The following is a 13,621-nucleotide window of genomic DNA, read 5'->3' as shown; positions in this document are numbered from 1 at the left end:
GGCAGCGACGCCGCGCCTGGGCGCGGCGCGATAATTGCCTCCATAGGTCAAATCGCCAGGACGGCGGCGCAATCGCCGGGCTTTATTAGGCCCGGAAAGTGCCGCGCGGTGAGGATGCCCGTCATCTTTGACCGAAGCTCGACCGGAACGCCGCCGGTTCTCCCGACCGGATGGATCCGCGCGACAACCTCCCCTTTATTTACGGTCTCGCCCAGGTCGGCTACAAATTCTGCGAGCCCGGCATCTTCGCTGAACAGGAAGCAGTCGCCGTCCGGCATATCGAGCCATCGGGTCGCTTGTGGCTCAACGATACCATCGACGATGCCGGCATGCTTGAGGACGTTCATCACGCCGCGTTTGGCAATCGTCGCGCTTTTCGCTGTCGCCGTTCCGCCGCCGCCGAGTTCCGTGGTGATGAATATCTTGCCCATCTCCTCGGCGGCCGTGTCGTACATTCCGACAGTGTCGATCTCCAGCATCTTCATCGAGTAGGGCGCGCCGAACGCCTCGACGAACTCAAAGCCCTTTGCCTCCTGATCCTTGTCGGGCAGGATATGGGCGGCGCAAAACGGCAGAAAATCGAGCGTCCTGCCGCCAGAATGGAAGTCGAGCACGATATCGGCAAGCGGCAGGAGCGTCCGCTGGAAATAATCCGCGATCTTCTGCGTAACCGTGCCGTCCGGTCTGCCCGGAAAGCTGCGGTTCATATTACCCTTGTCGATTGGCGAGGTTCTGGCCCCCGACAGGAACGCCGGGTAGTTCATGGCGGGCACGATGATGACGCGGCCTTTGACGTGTTCTGCCTGAAGCGTCCGGGCAAGATCGAAGAGCGCGATCGGCCCTTCATATTCGTCGCCGTGATTGCCACCGGTCAACAATGCAGTCGGGCCGAAGCCGTTCCGTATGACGCTGATCGGGATCATGACCGACCCCCATGCGGAATCGTCGCGGCTGTACGGCAGCCGCAGAAAGCCGTGCTGGACGCCGTCGGCAGCGAAATCGACCGTGGCGCTGATCGGCGATGGGCGCAGGATTGTGTTGCTCGTCATCCTGTCAGTCCTTGACCATCAGCTTGCGCGGCACATTAGCGAGGCACTCGACGCCAGTCTCCGTGATCAGGATACTTTCGGTCGTCTCGAAGCCCATGTCTTCAAGCCAGAGCCCGGTCATGAAATGGAATGTCATTCCGGGCTTCAGTTCCGTCTTGTCGCCAGGACGCAAGCTCATGGTCCGCTCGCCCCAATCCGGCGGATAGGAGAGCCCGATCGGATAACCGGTGCGGTTGTCCTTAACGATCCCGTACTTCTTCAGCACCGCAAAGAAGGCGTTGGCGATGTCCTCGCAGGTATTGCCAGGCTTTGCGACGGCAAGGCCGGCTTCCATGCCTTCGAGCGTTGCTTTTTCCGCATCGAGAAAAGCCTGCGTCGGCGTGCCGAGGAAAACGGTTCGCGACAGCGGAAGATGGTAGCGATTGTAGCAGCCGGCGATCTCGAAGAAGGTGCCCTCGCCCCGCTTCATCGGCCGGTCGTCCCAGGTGAGATGCGGCGCGGAGGCCTCCACGCCCGACGGCAGCAGAGGCACGATCGCCGGATAATCCCCGCCGATCCCGTCGACACCTCTTGTCCCGGCATCATAAATTTCCGCAACGAGATCGCATTTGCGCATGCCGACCTCGATCTTGTCGAAAATGCGCTGATGCATGGCTTCGACGATGCGGGCGGCATTGCGCATATATTTGATCTCCGTCTCGCTCTTGACGGCACGCTGCCAGTTGACCAGCGCCGTCGCATCGACGAAACGGGCGTTCGGCAGGTGCTTTTGCAGTGAAGCAAAGGCGGCGGCCGAGAACCAGTAATTGTCCATCTCGACGCCGATCGAAAGCTTGCCGAGGCCGCGGTCGGTCAGGATACCGGAGAGGTAGTCCATCGGATGCCGCTCGGTGGACTGCACGTAATGGTCCGGATAGCCGATGATGTTTTCGTGCTTCAGATAGGCGGTCAGCTTCGCACCGTTGGCGTCCTGCCCGCGGCCGAACCAGATCGGTTCGCCGGACGGCGGTACGATCACGGCCTGATGCACATAGAAGGACCAGCCGTCATAGCCGGTCAGCCAGGCCATGTTGGACGGATCGCTGACGATCAAGAGCTCGATGCCCTTGGCTTCCATCGCCTTTCGGGTCTTGTCGAGGCGCGCGCTGTATTCTTCGCGCGAAAATTTGAGATTGGGCTTTGTCATATTCCTTCCCTCCTTGACCGGTGCCGCACCGGTCAGCTTTCAAATGTCGTTCCAGCGTTGGCGGCCTTGGCCCGCCCAAAGGCAAGCGTGGCGATGGCGGTGTCCTGAATGCCGGTGCCCGTCAGGTCCGCGATGGTGATCTGTTTAGCGTCCGAACGGCCTTGACGTTGACCGGCGGCAATCTGTCCGAGCTCCGGAAATTCAGTGGTGGCGGCGATCGTGCCGGCGGCGATCGCATGGTGGAGTTCGCCCAGCCGGCGTGTCTGCTTTAGGCTGTCGGCGACATAGAGATCGGCCTGCGTGATCGCGACAGGATCGATTTCGTTCTTGTGCTCGGCATCGGAACCCATGGCCGTCAGATGCTGGCCAGGCTCCAGCCAGCCAGCGCTCACGATCGGCGTCTCGGCAGGCGTCGTCGTCACGATGACATCCGCTCCCCTCATCGCCTCTCGCGGGTCGGCTTTCGCAAGGACATCTATTCCAAGCTTTGCAGATAATTCGGCAGCCGTAGCCTCTGCCTTGGAACCATCCCGCGCCCAGATCCGGGCGGACGTGATCGGACGGACGAGCATCAGCGCCTCAAGCTGCAATTTCGCCTGCATGCCGGCCCCGAAGACCGCGGCAACCTTTGAGTCCTCGCGGGACAGATGCTTTGCTGCGACGGCCCCCGCAGCTGCCGTTCTGACGTCGGTCAGATAGCCGTTATCGAGGAGCAGCGCTTGAACAAGGCCGGTCCTGCTGGAGAGCAGCACCATCATTCCGTTGGTGCTCGGAAGTCCGATCTTGGGATTGTCGAAAAAGCCAGGACTGATCTTGATGGCGAAGCTTTCGATACCTGGGACATAGGCCGTCTTCACATCGACTTCACCACGATGTTCCGGAACGTCGAGCCTGAGGATCGGCGGCATGGCGACTGATTTCGTCGCCAGCGCTTTGAAGGCGTCCTCGACGCAGCCGACCGCATCGAGATCAAGGCTGACGATCTTCCGGAGGTCTGCTTCCGTCAGAATGATCATGGAGCTCATGCCGTGTCCTTTCCGGTAGATGCCGTTGCGCCGTTGATCACACTTCGATGCTGTTCCATGTCGACATTCCGGCCGGACAGGATCGCAACCACCGGTCCGGTGACATCGATCTTGCCCGCAAGCAGCGCCGCGATGCCGACAGCACCCGCTCCCTCAACCACCTCGCGTTCCATGCAATAGGCGTGATGCATGCCCGCGGCGATCTCCGGCTCGCTCAGAAGGACGACGTCATCAAGTAGGTCGCGGCACATCGAAAAAGTAAGCCGGTTATCGAGACCGATCCCGCCACCCAGGGAATCGGCGAGGCTTTCCTCTTCCTCGACCGCAACCGGATGACCTGCGTCGAGACTTGCCTTCATGGCGGCACCCCGCTCCATAGTCAGGCCGATCAGGCGAATTCCCGGATTGATCGCCTTCAGCGCCGCAGCGACACCTGCCGCAAGGCCACCGCCGGAGAGCGGCACGAGAACTGTCGCGGCCTCCGGGCAATCCTTAAAGATCTCCAGCCCGAGCGAGCCTTGGCCCGCGATTACCCTGGCATCATCGAAGGGCGGCACCGCGATCATCCCATCGTCTTGCACAAGACGGTCGACCTCCACCTGGGCGTCATCCTGCGAGCGTCCGATGATCCGGACATTTGCGCCGAGCCGGCGGATCTCCGCTACCTTGTTTTCAGGAACCAGCCGGGACATGCAGATCGTCGCGCTGGAGCCCTCAGCCTTCGCCGCATAAGCAAGCGCGCGCCCGTGATTACCGGTCGAGGCCGCCACGACGCCGCGCGCCTTCTGCGCAGCCGACAGCGAAAGCACGGCATTGGTTGCGCCACGCAACTTGAAACTGCCGGTAATCTGCTGGTGCTCGAGCTTCAGGTAGACGGCTGCGCCAACACGTTCGCTGAGCGCATCCGATCTCACGATTGGCGTTTGCCGAACCCGGCCCGAAATGCGCTCGGACGCGAGGATGATGTCCCGAAGACTGACTGGCAAGGATCTGGTCATGACATCAATCTCCCGGATAGGGTATCGTCATGAGCCGGGCGATCTCCGGCCGCGGCCTGTCGTCGCCGCAATGCCTCAGGCAGGCCCAGGCTGTCGCGAGATTGCTGGTGACCACCGGCTTTCCGATCTTCCGTTCGATCCTGCCCGCGACCTGGGCGGCACGCAGCGCCGTGCAGGAGATGAAGAGCGCATCTGAGCCCGGCGCAGTGGCATCGAGCGCAAGCGCCTCAATCTCCTCCGGCGCGATCCGTGCCATCTCCCGGTCGTCCGTGAAACCGAGGCAGGTGAAGCGATCTATTTCGAAACCGAGCGCGGCGAAATAATTCGCCATCGGCCGGCTCGTTTCGACGGTGTAGGGCGTCAGGATCGATATACTTTTCGCGCTGAAGGCGCGCAGCGCCTTCAGCGCAGCAGCCGTCGGCGTAACGACCGGCATGCCGGGCTTTGCCGCGGCGATCGCCGCCTCGACCTTGTCGTCACCGATGACGACCGACGCCGACGTGCATGAATACATGATCGCATCGAGCGGTTCGCCCGGCAGGATGAGCCCTGCTCCCGTCGTCAACGACGGCTGCATCTTCAGAAGATTTTCCGGCGTCGTCGGATTAGCGTAGTGGATGCGGCTCACGTAAACGCCGATGCGATCGCTGGCGACCATCCGATGGAAGTCGACTTCCGTCGTATGATCGGTTGCAAGGATCACCAGGCCCACGCGCTTTTCCAAGGGCCGCTCGTCCAGCCGCGGACGGCGGCTTGCCGTCATGATATTGATCGTTGCCGTCATCTTAATCTTCCGTCCGAGCATAACGCTCTTCCAACCAGCGCAGTCCGATCACCGAGATCAGGCTGATCGCCAGGAAGAAGATACCGACCAGCGTCATCGGCTCGATATAGCGGTAGTTGCTGTTGGCGATGCTCTTTGCCTGGTTCATCAGTTCTAGCACGGTGATGGCGGAGAGCAGCGGCGTCTCCTTGAACATCGCGATGAAGTAGTTGGCGAGCGCAGGGATCATCGGCGGGATCGCCTGCGGCAGGATGATATGGATCCATGCTTGGCGCGTCGTCAGATTCGTCGCCTTTGCCGCTTCCCACTGGCCACGCGGCACGTTCTCGATGCCGGCGCGATAGACCTCGGCGGTGTAGGTTGCATAATGCAGGCCGAGGCCGATGACGCCGGCGACAAGCGGCGAAAGCCTGATGCCGATATCCGGCAGCACGTAGAATATGAAATAGAGCTGCACGAGCAGCGGCGTGCCACGGATGAACTCGGAAATGAAGCCCACGCCGCGCGATACAGCGTTGATTGGCGAACGGCGCACCAGCGCGATAGCAAGGCCCAAGACCGCCGCCACTGCCGCGCCGAGCACCGTCGCAAGGATGGTGATCTTGAAGCCTTCGATGAGCGTCGGCATAATCTGCCAGACGAAATCCCAATCCCACTCCATCGCCCTAGACCCTCATTCCGTCGAGACCGCGGGTCATGCGCCGCTCAAGCCAGCGCATCGCAGTCGAAATTGCCCAGGCCATCAGGAAGTAGAGAACGAGAATGGTCGCAAACGGTATCAGCGTATTGCCCGTCTGCGCCCGCACGACCTGTGCCTGGAAGGTCAGATCCGTCAGCGAAATCAGCGAGACGACGGCGGTGCCCTTCAGCAGCTCGATCGCATTGTTGCAGAAGGTCGGCAGCATCAAAGGGAGTGCCTGCGGCAGGATGATGTAGCGCATGCGCTGGTAGCGCGACAGGTTGAGCGCGACGCAGGCTTCGCTCTGTTCGCGCCCGATCGCCTTGACAGCGCCGCGAACGACTTCGGCCGCGTAGGCGCCGACATTCAGCCCGAGCGCAAGAACGCCCGCCTGGAGCGGCGTCAGGGTGAGCCCGGCAAAGGGCAGCACGAAATAGACCCAAAACAGCTGGACGAAAATCGAGGTGCCGCGAAAGAATTCGATATAGGCCGTCGCAAGCGCCCGGATGGCGAACATGCGCGAAAGCCGCGCGAGCCCCGCGGCGAATGCCATGACGAGCGCCAGTGCCGATCCCATGAGCGTGAGCTTGATGGTTACAAGCGCGCCTTCAAGGATCAATGTGAGGTAGCCGGACCATACCGACATCTGGACGGGTCCCTTTCAGAGGATTGAGGAGCCGGCTCCGCATTTCAGGGCGGAGCCGGAAGTCCGCTGGCTTATTTTGCCGCGCAGAGCTTGTCGCGGCTGGTCGACATCGCGGCTGCCGCCGAGAAACCGTAAGGCTCGATGATCTTCGCGAACTCGCCGGATTCCTTCAACTTCTTGAGCTCAACGTCATAGGCGTCACGAAGTGCAACATCCTGCTTGCGGAAGGCGGCGCCATCGCAATAGACGGGAGCGCCAACGACCGGTGCGACTGTCTCGAGGTTTGCATCATTCGCCTTGGCCATCAGGTCGTGGATCGACAGAACCGGCAGGGAATAGGCATCGATGCGGCCATCCTGCAGCATCTTGATGCCGCTCTGGCCGTCCGGAACGACGATGACCCGGTCACGCGGCACGCCGGCCTCAAGCGCGAGCTTTTCTTCCGTGCCGCCGCCGGGAGCACCGATCTTCGCATCCGAATTGTCGGCGATGTCCTTAAAGCTCTTGAGCTTCAAGGGATTGCCCTTCTTGACGGCGAAGGCCTCAGCGTCGCAGAGCATCGGCTCCGAGTAGGCGACGGCAGCGCAACGCTCGGGCTTCATGAAGAGACCGGCGGTGATCGCATCGTGGCGGCCCGCCTGCAGGCCCGGGATCATCGCACCGTATTCGGAGATCGAGGCAACCACTTCCTTGACGCCGAGGCGCTCGAAAATCACCCGTGCAACGTCGGGAGCGGCGCCCGATACCTTTCCGTCCGCGCCGACCGACGTGAACGGCGGCTCGTTTGCGATGGCGATGCGGGCAAAGCCCTGCTCTTTCAGCTGATCGAGATCGACCGCCTGCGCTGGCGCAATCGCCACCGAAAGAAGTGCGGAAAATGCGGCTGCACTTAGAAGAATCGTCTTTTTCATGTTCCCTGCTCCTGGTTTTCCTTGGATTGTTACTTGAGGATACACAGCGGTCAGATGCGATGTCCCGCCGCGATGATCTTGCGCAGGAAGGTTTGCGTCCGCTCCTGCGTCGGATTGCGGAAAATGTCGTTGGGTTTGCCTTCCTCGACGATCTTGCCGCGGTCGAAAAACAGCACGCGATCAGCAAAATCGTGAGCGAAGCCCATTTCGTGCGTGACGAGAAGCATCGTCATGTCGGTTTCCGACGCGAGGTGCTTCATGACGCTCAAGACCTCCTCGACGAGTTCCGGATCAAGCGCCGATGTCACCTCGTCGAAGAGCATGATCTTCGGCGACAGCGCGAGGGCTCTTGCGATTGCGACGCGCTGCTTCTGACCGCCAGACAGTTGGGCGGGAACGCTCTTGGCCTTGTCGGCCATGCCGACCATATCCAGGAGCGCCATCGCGCGCTTTTCCGCATCGGCCCGCTTGAGGCCTTTCGTCAGCATCGGCGCAAGCGTCACGTTGTCGAGAACACATTTGTGTGGAAACAGATTGAAGTGCTGGAAGACCATGCCGATCTTCTCGCGCATGCGATGCAGATGGCGCTCGTCTGCCGGGACCAGCTCCTTGCCTCGGGGCATGTGGTAGAGCTGCTCGCCGTCGACCTCGATATGGCCGCCGTTGATCGATTCAAGCGTCATCAGGATGCGCAGGATCGTCGTTTTTCCCGATCCTGACGGCCCGATCAGCGCCAGCTTCTCGCCCGGCATGACATTCATCGACAGACCATCGAGCACGGTCAGCGGACCGTATTTCTTGACGATGTTGTCGATGCGGATGATGGGCGCCGTCATTCATGTCTCCCCTATTGAGACAGGCAATGCGCTAACGATGACGGCCGATCGAAATCATGTCAATTCGCAAAATAATATCATGACAATTATTCTGGCACTGCACATTCCGTGGGCAGCAGCGTCAAATCGCAAGCAGCAGCGCCTCGGGATTTCCTTGCGCCAGAGATGCGACAACCCCAAGGCCGGTGCGCAATTCGTTTTCCGTGGTCGAGCCGAGTGAAATGCGCACAGCGGGCGTCCACCCTTGGTCCGCTGTTCTGAAAGAGGTGCCGGGAGCAATCGCAACGCCGCGCAGGCGGGCCTGCGATACGAAGGAATCTTCCAGGTGGGCGCCCGAAAGCGGCAGCCAGACGTGAAGGCTCTGCGGATGGGCGCGATAGGCAAGCCCCGCCAGGGCCTCCGCAGCGATGGCATGCCGGCCCTTCAGCGCCTCGCGCTGCCATTTGACAAGTTCAAGAGCCGTGCCGTCGCTTACCCATCGGGTGGCGATTTCGGCAATCGCCGGTGTCGCCATCCAGCTCGAAACGAGATGGCGGTTGGCAACAGCGGCGACATAGCGGTCGGGGGCTGCGAGATAGCCGATGCGTAGGCCCGGCACAGTGATCTTCGTGAAGCTCGTGACGTAGAGCGTGCGCTCCGGCGCAAAAGCAGCAATCGGCGGCGCGCGATCTTCCACCAGCGGCCCGAGGATGTCGTTTTCGATGATGGCGATGTCGTGGCGCGCCGCGATATCGGCGAGCTGCTGCCGGCGCTTGGCGCTCATCAGCGCGGCCATCGGATTGATGACGGACGGCTGCAGAAAGACCGCGCGGATCGGACCCTTGCGGCAAGCCTCGTCGAGCGCTTCGGGGATCATGCCCTCCTCGTCGATCGCCAGACCTTCGAGATGAAGGCCGAGATAGGTGGAAAGCGGCACGAGCGTATGATGGCTGATCGCTTCGGTCGCAACGGTGGAGCCAGGCGGCGCAACGCTCATCAGCGCGACGGTCATGCCGGACGTTGCGCCATTCGTAAGGCAGATATTCAACGGAGAGACGTCCAGGCCACAGCGGGACAGCCAGTCCGCCGCAATGGCGCGGTGACGCGGGAAGACCATGTTCGGCCTGAAAGACAGGGCCGAACTTGATGGAAGATTCTCCGAAAGCCAGCCAAACGCCTGGCGCATTTTTTCAAGATGCAACTGCTCGCAAACGGGCTTTAAGATCGAAAGGTCGATCACCTCACCAAGCCGCTCCGGCAGGTAAGGGGGTTCCGGCTCGCGCGGCTGGGTCTGCACGAAACTGCCACGGCCGATCTCGCCGGATATCAGGCCGCGCCGGATCAGTTCGTCATAGGCCCGGCTCACTGTCTGCACGGAAAGCTGCAGGTCATCGGCCATTTTACGATGCGGCGGCAGCCGGACACCGTCGGAAAGCTTCCCGTCGGTAATTGCACGGGCAATCTGTTCGGCAAGCGAAAGATAGGCCGGCCGGCGAAGCTGAGAGGGATCAGGGCGCCAATTTGTCATGATTTAGACACTGGTGAAAATCAGTTCAATTGACAATGGCAAAATGTGCTCCCATTGTCTTTTCCTCATCTTTGGAATGATTTCGCCCACCCGGAAATGCCATGAAACTCGACGCCATCGACCTGCGTATCCTCGACGCCATTCAGCGTGACGGGCGCATCACCAAGCTGGCGCTTGCCGAAAAGGCCGGGCTTTCGCCGACCCCTTGCTGGATGCGGCTGAGAAAACTGGAAAAAGCGGGTATCGTCACCGGCTACCATGCCCGCATCGCGCTCCGCCGGATCGCACCGGTCGCCAGCGTTATGGTGGAGCTGACGCTTGCCAATCATCGCCAGAGCGACTTCGAGCGCTTCGAACGGGTGATCGCGACCATTCCCGAAATCGTCGGCTGCTGGTCGGTCGGCGGTGGGATCGACTATTTTCTGAAAATCGCAGCACCCGACATCGATGCCTATCAGCGGCTGATCGACGACCTGCTCGACCGCGAACTCGGCATCGAACGCTACTTCACTTATATCGTTACGAAGACGGTCAAGGACGAAACGGTCCTTCCCATCGCATCTTTGATTGGTTCACCGTGAGCAATCTGGATCCCACTACCGGAGTCGTGCAAGTCTGGTCGAGCCGTTGGATTATGCCGCTGCTTGCCAGGCCGGACTTTTCGCTTCTGCTTGCCAAAGGCGTTGCATCGCTGCTGGGCATTGGCGGAAAAACTCAATATTCCTTGGCCGGATAGCTTCGATCCGGCAACGCGGCGGATACCGACTGCTGAATTCGGAACTGAGTATCTAGTTGAGTGGTCGTCCAGCGCCGCCGGCTAAACGCGTCTATGATAGCTACTTCGGGATTGCCGCAGCCTTCTCGGTTGCGGCGCCTGATTGGAAGGAAATCTGGAAAGATCGTCGCAAAACGCTAAGAGCAAATCGGGGGAGCCACAACCATGACCGACACGCACCAGCCCCGCCTCCGCGACGTCCCGCTTACGTCTGAAGACCTCGCGATCTGCGACATGGTTCTGGACGAACTGTGCGCTGAATTTCAACTGGCCAACGGCAGATCAGTAGTCGATCACCTGGCATCGATCATCATCGAATTGTATCGGCAAGGCGTGCGTGAACCAGAACAGCTAAGCTGTTGGCGGGGGCGACGAGAGAAAAGGGCGATTGATCGATCGCCTTGCGTAAACGACCAGATGATGTAGACGCTGCGCCAGGACGCGACCGCCATTAACTTGAGAATGGGGTCGGGCGGCAGATTGACGTCACGCCGCTGCCACGAGATCACGTGGCCGTTCTGCTCTTGACCACCGTTACCATTCTAAAACAACTGAGTTTGCGGCTCACCAAAAGGCTCTCGGCATTTGTGCCGCCGGCAACATCGGTGACAAGCCCGTGGTGGGCTATGAACAAATCGATTGTCGACAAGCCGCCCTCGCCTACGTCCGCTTCGCTCAGCCGCCCGATCCCGAAGTGGGCTGCCGGCGAAAAGATATCGAGGCAGCCCTTTCAGCGGGGCGCTCGCCCTACGGCTGACAGCCTTGGCACCTTCTCAGCATCAAGCAGACGGCTCGCCTCACCAGCCTCTCTCACACGATGATCAATCGTCCGTCAGTCGCCTAGAGTGGCTTCGAACGATGAGACTTGGCCATGGGCGCGGCCTGGAACCTTAGTTCGTGCATCTTGAAGATGCGAGCTATGAAGCGTATTTTCCGACGTCGCCCGCTCTAGGGCGCTGCTCATCATTTCTTGAGCCCCGTCCCCTTGCGGGGCTTCTTTTCCCAGCGCGTCATCACCAGGCTTGGTCTGGCTGGACACGCAAACTAGCTTCGGCACTCGGATAACTTGCTGCTTGGGCGCATGACCGGCGAGGTCCTTGACTGTGTCAGCGCGTGGAAATCGCCGTTGCCTTCGATGTCGACGTCCATCGGGCTGATAAAGCGCGGACCTCACCGAGCCATGTTCCTTAGAATTCAGTAAATGGCGCCGTGAAATAATTCTTCCAGTCCCGCATCTAACGATCACTCGCTGGTATTGACGGGAGTATCAGCCATTGAACTATCGCGGCCTGCGACGATTTGACCGCCTGGGAAACTGAGAGCTTGCCCTAGTTTCTGGTGAGCCGCCGCGGCGGTGATTTACTCCTCCCAGTTCAGCCTCGCCCTCCACCCTATGGGGCGGGGCTGTTTTCCTTTTTTCACCGAGAACTTTTCCTTCTCGTGCGCGCTTATTGGCACGCGATTTCATCGTCCTTCAGTCGATGAAAATTGCATGATCCCAGTGCCGCAGGAGTGTGCCCCTTGCCTTCCCGGCTAAGGAGAAGGCGGCTCGGTAGGGACCACAAGATGAAAGGGCGGTGGCGTGGCTTCCATCTTAATGCGGGTATCCTATATCAATTCACATGGAGGCGCGACTATGGATGTTGACAGGAACAACAAACCCGCCCAAGCCCAATCAAATTGGCCTATCATCTCTTTGGCCCTGGCTGGTTTGGCATTGCCAATCCTCGACACAGTTGCGGCGATCGTCGAGCTTTTGTATCTGCTTTGAGGAACCGCCCTGTTCCGCCGTGCGTGCAGCCCATCGATGCTTGGCGAGGTGTGATTCTAGGAATGGGCAATACCGAACACCTGCGACATGCGATGCTTGATGTATGCTTCCCGCAATAAGGTTGTCCGCCTCGACTGACGATCACCGCCGCCCGATACCGTGGAGGCACTTGCCTCGGTTACCTCCGTCCGCTTGCCATTGCAGATGATTTAAGGGAGTATCCGGCCTCTGGCCCCTGGGGCCTGGGCAGTCTTCCATGATAGGATAATCCCATGCCTCTGAAATATCTTTTGGCCGCCGCAGCAATAGCGCTTTTGACCCTTTCAGGGTGTACAACCACCGGCTCGGACAACACAACCTACGCACAGCCGCAAGGGATAGGCCCAGTTCGCGGCAGCGGTATTAACGGCTATTAGCTACCCGTGTCGAATAATCTAGGCCTCCGGGCCGAACAACCGTTCTGATGTAGCGGAGGAGGGATTTGGCCGCCCATGCCGTTGCGGGCATGCCGCATTTTAGGCGCGGTCTTCAGTCGTCGCCGCTTGCCGCTCCAATTCGGCCAAGCGCTCCCTGCAGATGGCTGCAACAATCTGATGTAGATGCTCCGTTCGCTCAAGCAGCCAGGCTAGCGCTTCTTCGGTGATCTCGAAGTGTTTCGAGTATCGCGCCTTTACATAGGCTTCGTTGAGAATGTTGTACCAGGCGGTATAGCGGTGCTGGTCACGCGGCCAGGCGTCGATCAACCGGCGGTCCTGGTCTTCCGCCAGCCCCCGCAGGAATTTCAGGTTGTGCGATGGTGGGCTGTAGTTGGTCAGCGTCAAGAGCGCGGTCGCAAAAGCATGTTCGTTTGCTTGGTGCAAGCTAAACGCTGCCAGACGCGCCCATTCAGTCGATTCACCAATTTGGCTGGCCTGCCATTGCGCGGTCCGAAGCGTTAACTGGGCTTCGGGGTAGCGCCTCCCGAAATGCTCCTTCGCCACCCTGTACGCATCGACGGCGGAGAGCTTTTTCGGTTCGGCAAGCGGCCGGTCATCGAGCTCATAGAGCACAATGCCCTCGCGCAGGATGTCGACGAAGAAATACTGGCCATCGGCCAGAAAGTTGTTCACCTCCCTGGCGCCATGGACGATCAGCCCGACCGGCGTCTTCACGTCCTTATCCCAAAGCAGCCGGTCGGTCGCTTTCTCCCAATACTGCGGTTCGGCAAGCTGCTTGGAATTGACGAGCACCAGGATGTCGTAGTCCGAGCGGTAGCCCTTCATCGTGTGCGGCTCGTCGACCCAACTGCCGCGCGCGAAAGAACCAAACAAAATGATCTTTAAGATCCGGCCGCGCTTCTTGAAGGCGGCCGACGTCCCTGACAGCGCATCGGCGAACTCCTCATGGATGATCGAAACAACGCGGGCAAGCTCGCGCTGCTTTTCTTCCGGCAGATGTTCCAGGGACGATCGCAT

14 protein-coding genes are annotated in these 13,621 nt (G+C 60.1%); 3 read left to right on the top strand and 11 right to left on the bottom strand.

Annotated elements, in window-relative coordinates:
* Positions 1 to 47: 47 nt before the first annotated feature.
* The 10 genes from doeB to ehuR form a co-directional block, all read right to left on the bottom strand.
* Entirely contained in the window at positions 48 to 1,049 is a 1,002-nt protein-coding gene (doeB, locus tag BN1800_RS21270) for a N(2)-acetyl-L-2,4-diaminobutanoate deacetylase DoeB (RefSeq protein WP_087000859.1), read from the bottom strand.
* A 4-nt stretch (positions 1,050 to 1,053) separates the two neighbouring features.
* Positions 1,054 to 2,235, bottom strand: a complete 1,182-nt coding sequence (doeA, locus tag BN1800_RS21265; protein WP_087000857.1) for an ectoine hydrolase DoeA — start codon at positions 2,233 to 2,235, stop codon at positions 1,054 to 1,056.
* Between the two features lie 32 nt (positions 2,236 to 2,267).
* On the bottom strand, positions 2,268 to 3,260 hold the full coding sequence (eutC, locus tag BN1800_RS21260) for an ectoine utilization protein EutC (protein WP_087000855.1): 993 nt from the start codon (positions 3,258 to 3,260) through the stop codon (positions 2,268 to 2,270).
* Positions 3,257 to 4,258 (bottom strand): hydroxyectoine utilization dehydratase EutB, encoded by a 1,002-nt coding sequence (eutB, locus tag BN1800_RS21255; RefSeq protein WP_027513654.1) that lies wholly within the window; start codon positions 4,256 to 4,258, stop codon positions 3,257 to 3,259. The genes eutC and eutB overlap by 4 nt, the downstream gene beginning before the upstream one ends.
* Before the next feature lie 4 nt (positions 4,259 to 4,262).
* Positions 4,263 to 5,042, bottom strand: a complete 780-nt coding sequence (gene eutA, locus BN1800_RS21250) for an ectoine utilization protein EutA (protein WP_087000853.1) — start codon at positions 5,040 to 5,042, stop codon at positions 4,263 to 4,265.
* Between the two features lies 1 nt (position 5,043).
* Positions 5,044 to 5,703, bottom strand: a complete 660-nt coding sequence (gene ehuD / locus BN1800_RS21245; RefSeq protein ID WP_087000851.1) for an ectoine/hydroxyectoine ABC transporter permease subunit EhuD — start codon at positions 5,701 to 5,703, stop codon at positions 5,044 to 5,046.
* 4 nt (positions 5,704 to 5,707) lie between these two features.
* A complete protein-coding gene (ehuC, locus tag BN1800_RS21240; protein ID WP_087000849.1) occupies positions 5,708 to 6,367 on the bottom strand; it encodes an ectoine/hydroxyectoine ABC transporter permease subunit EhuC in 660 nt (219 codons plus the stop codon).
* 71 nt (positions 6,368 to 6,438) lie between these two features.
* Entirely contained in the window at positions 6,439 to 7,278 is an 840-nt protein-coding gene (gene ehuB / locus BN1800_RS21235; protein WP_027513658.1) for an ectoine/hydroxyectoine ABC transporter substrate-binding protein EhuB, read from the bottom strand.
* 50 nt (positions 7,279 to 7,328) lie between these two features.
* The gene (gene ehuA / locus BN1800_RS21230; RefSeq protein WP_087000847.1) at positions 7,329 to 8,114 is read right to left on the bottom strand and encodes an ectoine/hydroxyectoine ABC transporter ATP-binding protein EhuA; all 786 of its coding nucleotides are present in this window, start codon (positions 8,112 to 8,114) and stop codon (positions 7,329 to 7,331) included.
* 121 nt (positions 8,115 to 8,235) lie between these two features.
* The gene (gene ehuR, locus BN1800_RS21225) at positions 8,236 to 9,621 is read right to left on the bottom strand and encodes a MocR-like ectoine utilization transcription factor EhuR (protein ID WP_087000845.1); all 1,386 of its coding nucleotides are present in this window, start codon (positions 9,619 to 9,621) and stop codon (positions 8,236 to 8,238) included.
* 101 nt (positions 9,622 to 9,722) lie between these two features.
* Between ehuR and BN1800_RS21220 the strand changes: the two genes are divergently transcribed.
* The 3 genes from BN1800_RS21220 (at position 9,723) to BN1800_RS43465 (ending at position 12,167) form a co-directional block, all read left to right on the top strand.
* Positions 9,723 to 10,202, top strand: coding sequence for an Lrp/AsnC family transcriptional regulator (locus BN1800_RS21220; protein ID WP_027513661.1), 480 nt, complete (start codon positions 9,723 to 9,725; stop codon positions 10,200 to 10,202).
* A gap of 359 nt (positions 10,203 to 10,561) precedes the next feature.
* The gene (locus tag BN1800_RS21215; RefSeq protein WP_179213841.1) at positions 10,562 to 10,822 is read left to right on the top strand and encodes a hypothetical protein; all 261 of its coding nucleotides are present in this window, start codon (positions 10,562 to 10,564) and stop codon (positions 10,820 to 10,822) included.
* Between the two features lie 1,210 nt (positions 10,823 to 12,032).
* Entirely contained in the window at positions 12,033 to 12,167 is a 135-nt protein-coding gene (locus BN1800_RS43465) for a hypothetical protein (protein ID WP_260308537.1), read from the top strand.
* A 515-nt stretch (positions 12,168 to 12,682) separates the two neighbouring features.
* On the opposite strand, the gene BN1800_RS21210 is transcribed toward BN1800_RS43465, so the two are convergent.
* A partial coding sequence (locus tag BN1800_RS21210; protein WP_087000842.1) for a nucleotidyltransferase and HEPN domain-containing protein occupies positions 12,683 to 13,621 on the bottom strand: 939 nt, incomplete at its 5' end.

The organism is Rhizobium sullae (assembly GCF_900169785.1).
In the GTDB taxonomy this organism is placed as follows: Bacteria; Pseudomonadota; Alphaproteobacteria; order Rhizobiales; family Rhizobiaceae; genus Rhizobium; species Rhizobium sullae.
The sequence above is the reverse complement of the archived record's forward strand: the minus strand, read 5'-3'. Positions and strand labels throughout refer to the sequence as shown.

What these genes read in the sequence shown, in the direction of transcription:
- doeB (WP_087000859.1), bottom strand. Translation starts at nt 1,049, where the DNA reads ATGACGAGCAACACAATCCTGCGCCCATCGCCGATCAGCGCCACGGTC.
- doeA (WP_087000857.1), bottom strand. Translation starts at nt 2,235, where the DNA reads ATGACAAAGCCCAATCTCAAATTTTCGCGCGAAGAATACAGCGCGCGC.
- eutC (WP_087000855.1), bottom strand. Translation starts at nt 3,260, where the DNA reads ATGAGCTCCATGATCATTCTGACGGAAGCAGACCTCCGGAAGATCGTC.
- eutB (WP_027513654.1), bottom strand. Translation starts at nt 4,258, where the DNA reads ATGACCAGATCCTTGCCAGTCAGTCTTCGGGACATCATCCTCGCGTCC.
- eutA (WP_087000853.1), bottom strand. Translation starts at nt 5,042, where the DNA reads ATGACGGCAACGATCAATATCATGACGGCAAGCCGCCGTCCGCGGCTG.
- ehuD (WP_087000851.1), bottom strand. Translation starts at nt 5,703, where the DNA reads ATGGAGTGGGATTGGGATTTCGTCTGGCAGATTATGCCGACGCTCATC.
- ehuC (WP_087000849.1), bottom strand. Translation starts at nt 6,367, where the DNA reads ATGTCGGTATGGTCCGGCTACCTCACATTGATCCTTGAAGGCGCGCTT.
- ehuB (WP_027513658.1), bottom strand. Translation starts at nt 7,278, where the DNA reads ATGAAAAAGACGATTCTTCTAAGTGCAGCCGCATTTTCCGCACTTCTT.
- ehuA (WP_087000847.1), bottom strand. Translation starts at nt 8,114, where the DNA reads ATGACGGCGCCCATCATCCGCATCGACAACATCGTCAAGAAATACGGT.
- ehuR (WP_087000845.1), bottom strand. Translation starts at nt 9,621, where the DNA reads ATGACAAATTGGCGCCCTGATCCCTCTCAGCTTCGCCGGCCGGCCTAT.
- BN1800_RS21220 (WP_027513661.1), top strand. Translation starts at nt 9,723, where the DNA reads ATGAAACTCGACGCCATCGACCTGCGTATCCTCGACGCCATTCAGCGT.
- BN1800_RS21215 (WP_179213841.1), top strand. Translation starts at nt 10,562, where the DNA reads ATGACCGACACGCACCAGCCCCGCCTCCGCGACGTCCCGCTTACGTCT.
- BN1800_RS43465 (WP_260308537.1), top strand. Translation starts at nt 12,033, where the DNA reads ATGGATGTTGACAGGAACAACAAACCCGCCCAAGCCCAATCAAATTGG.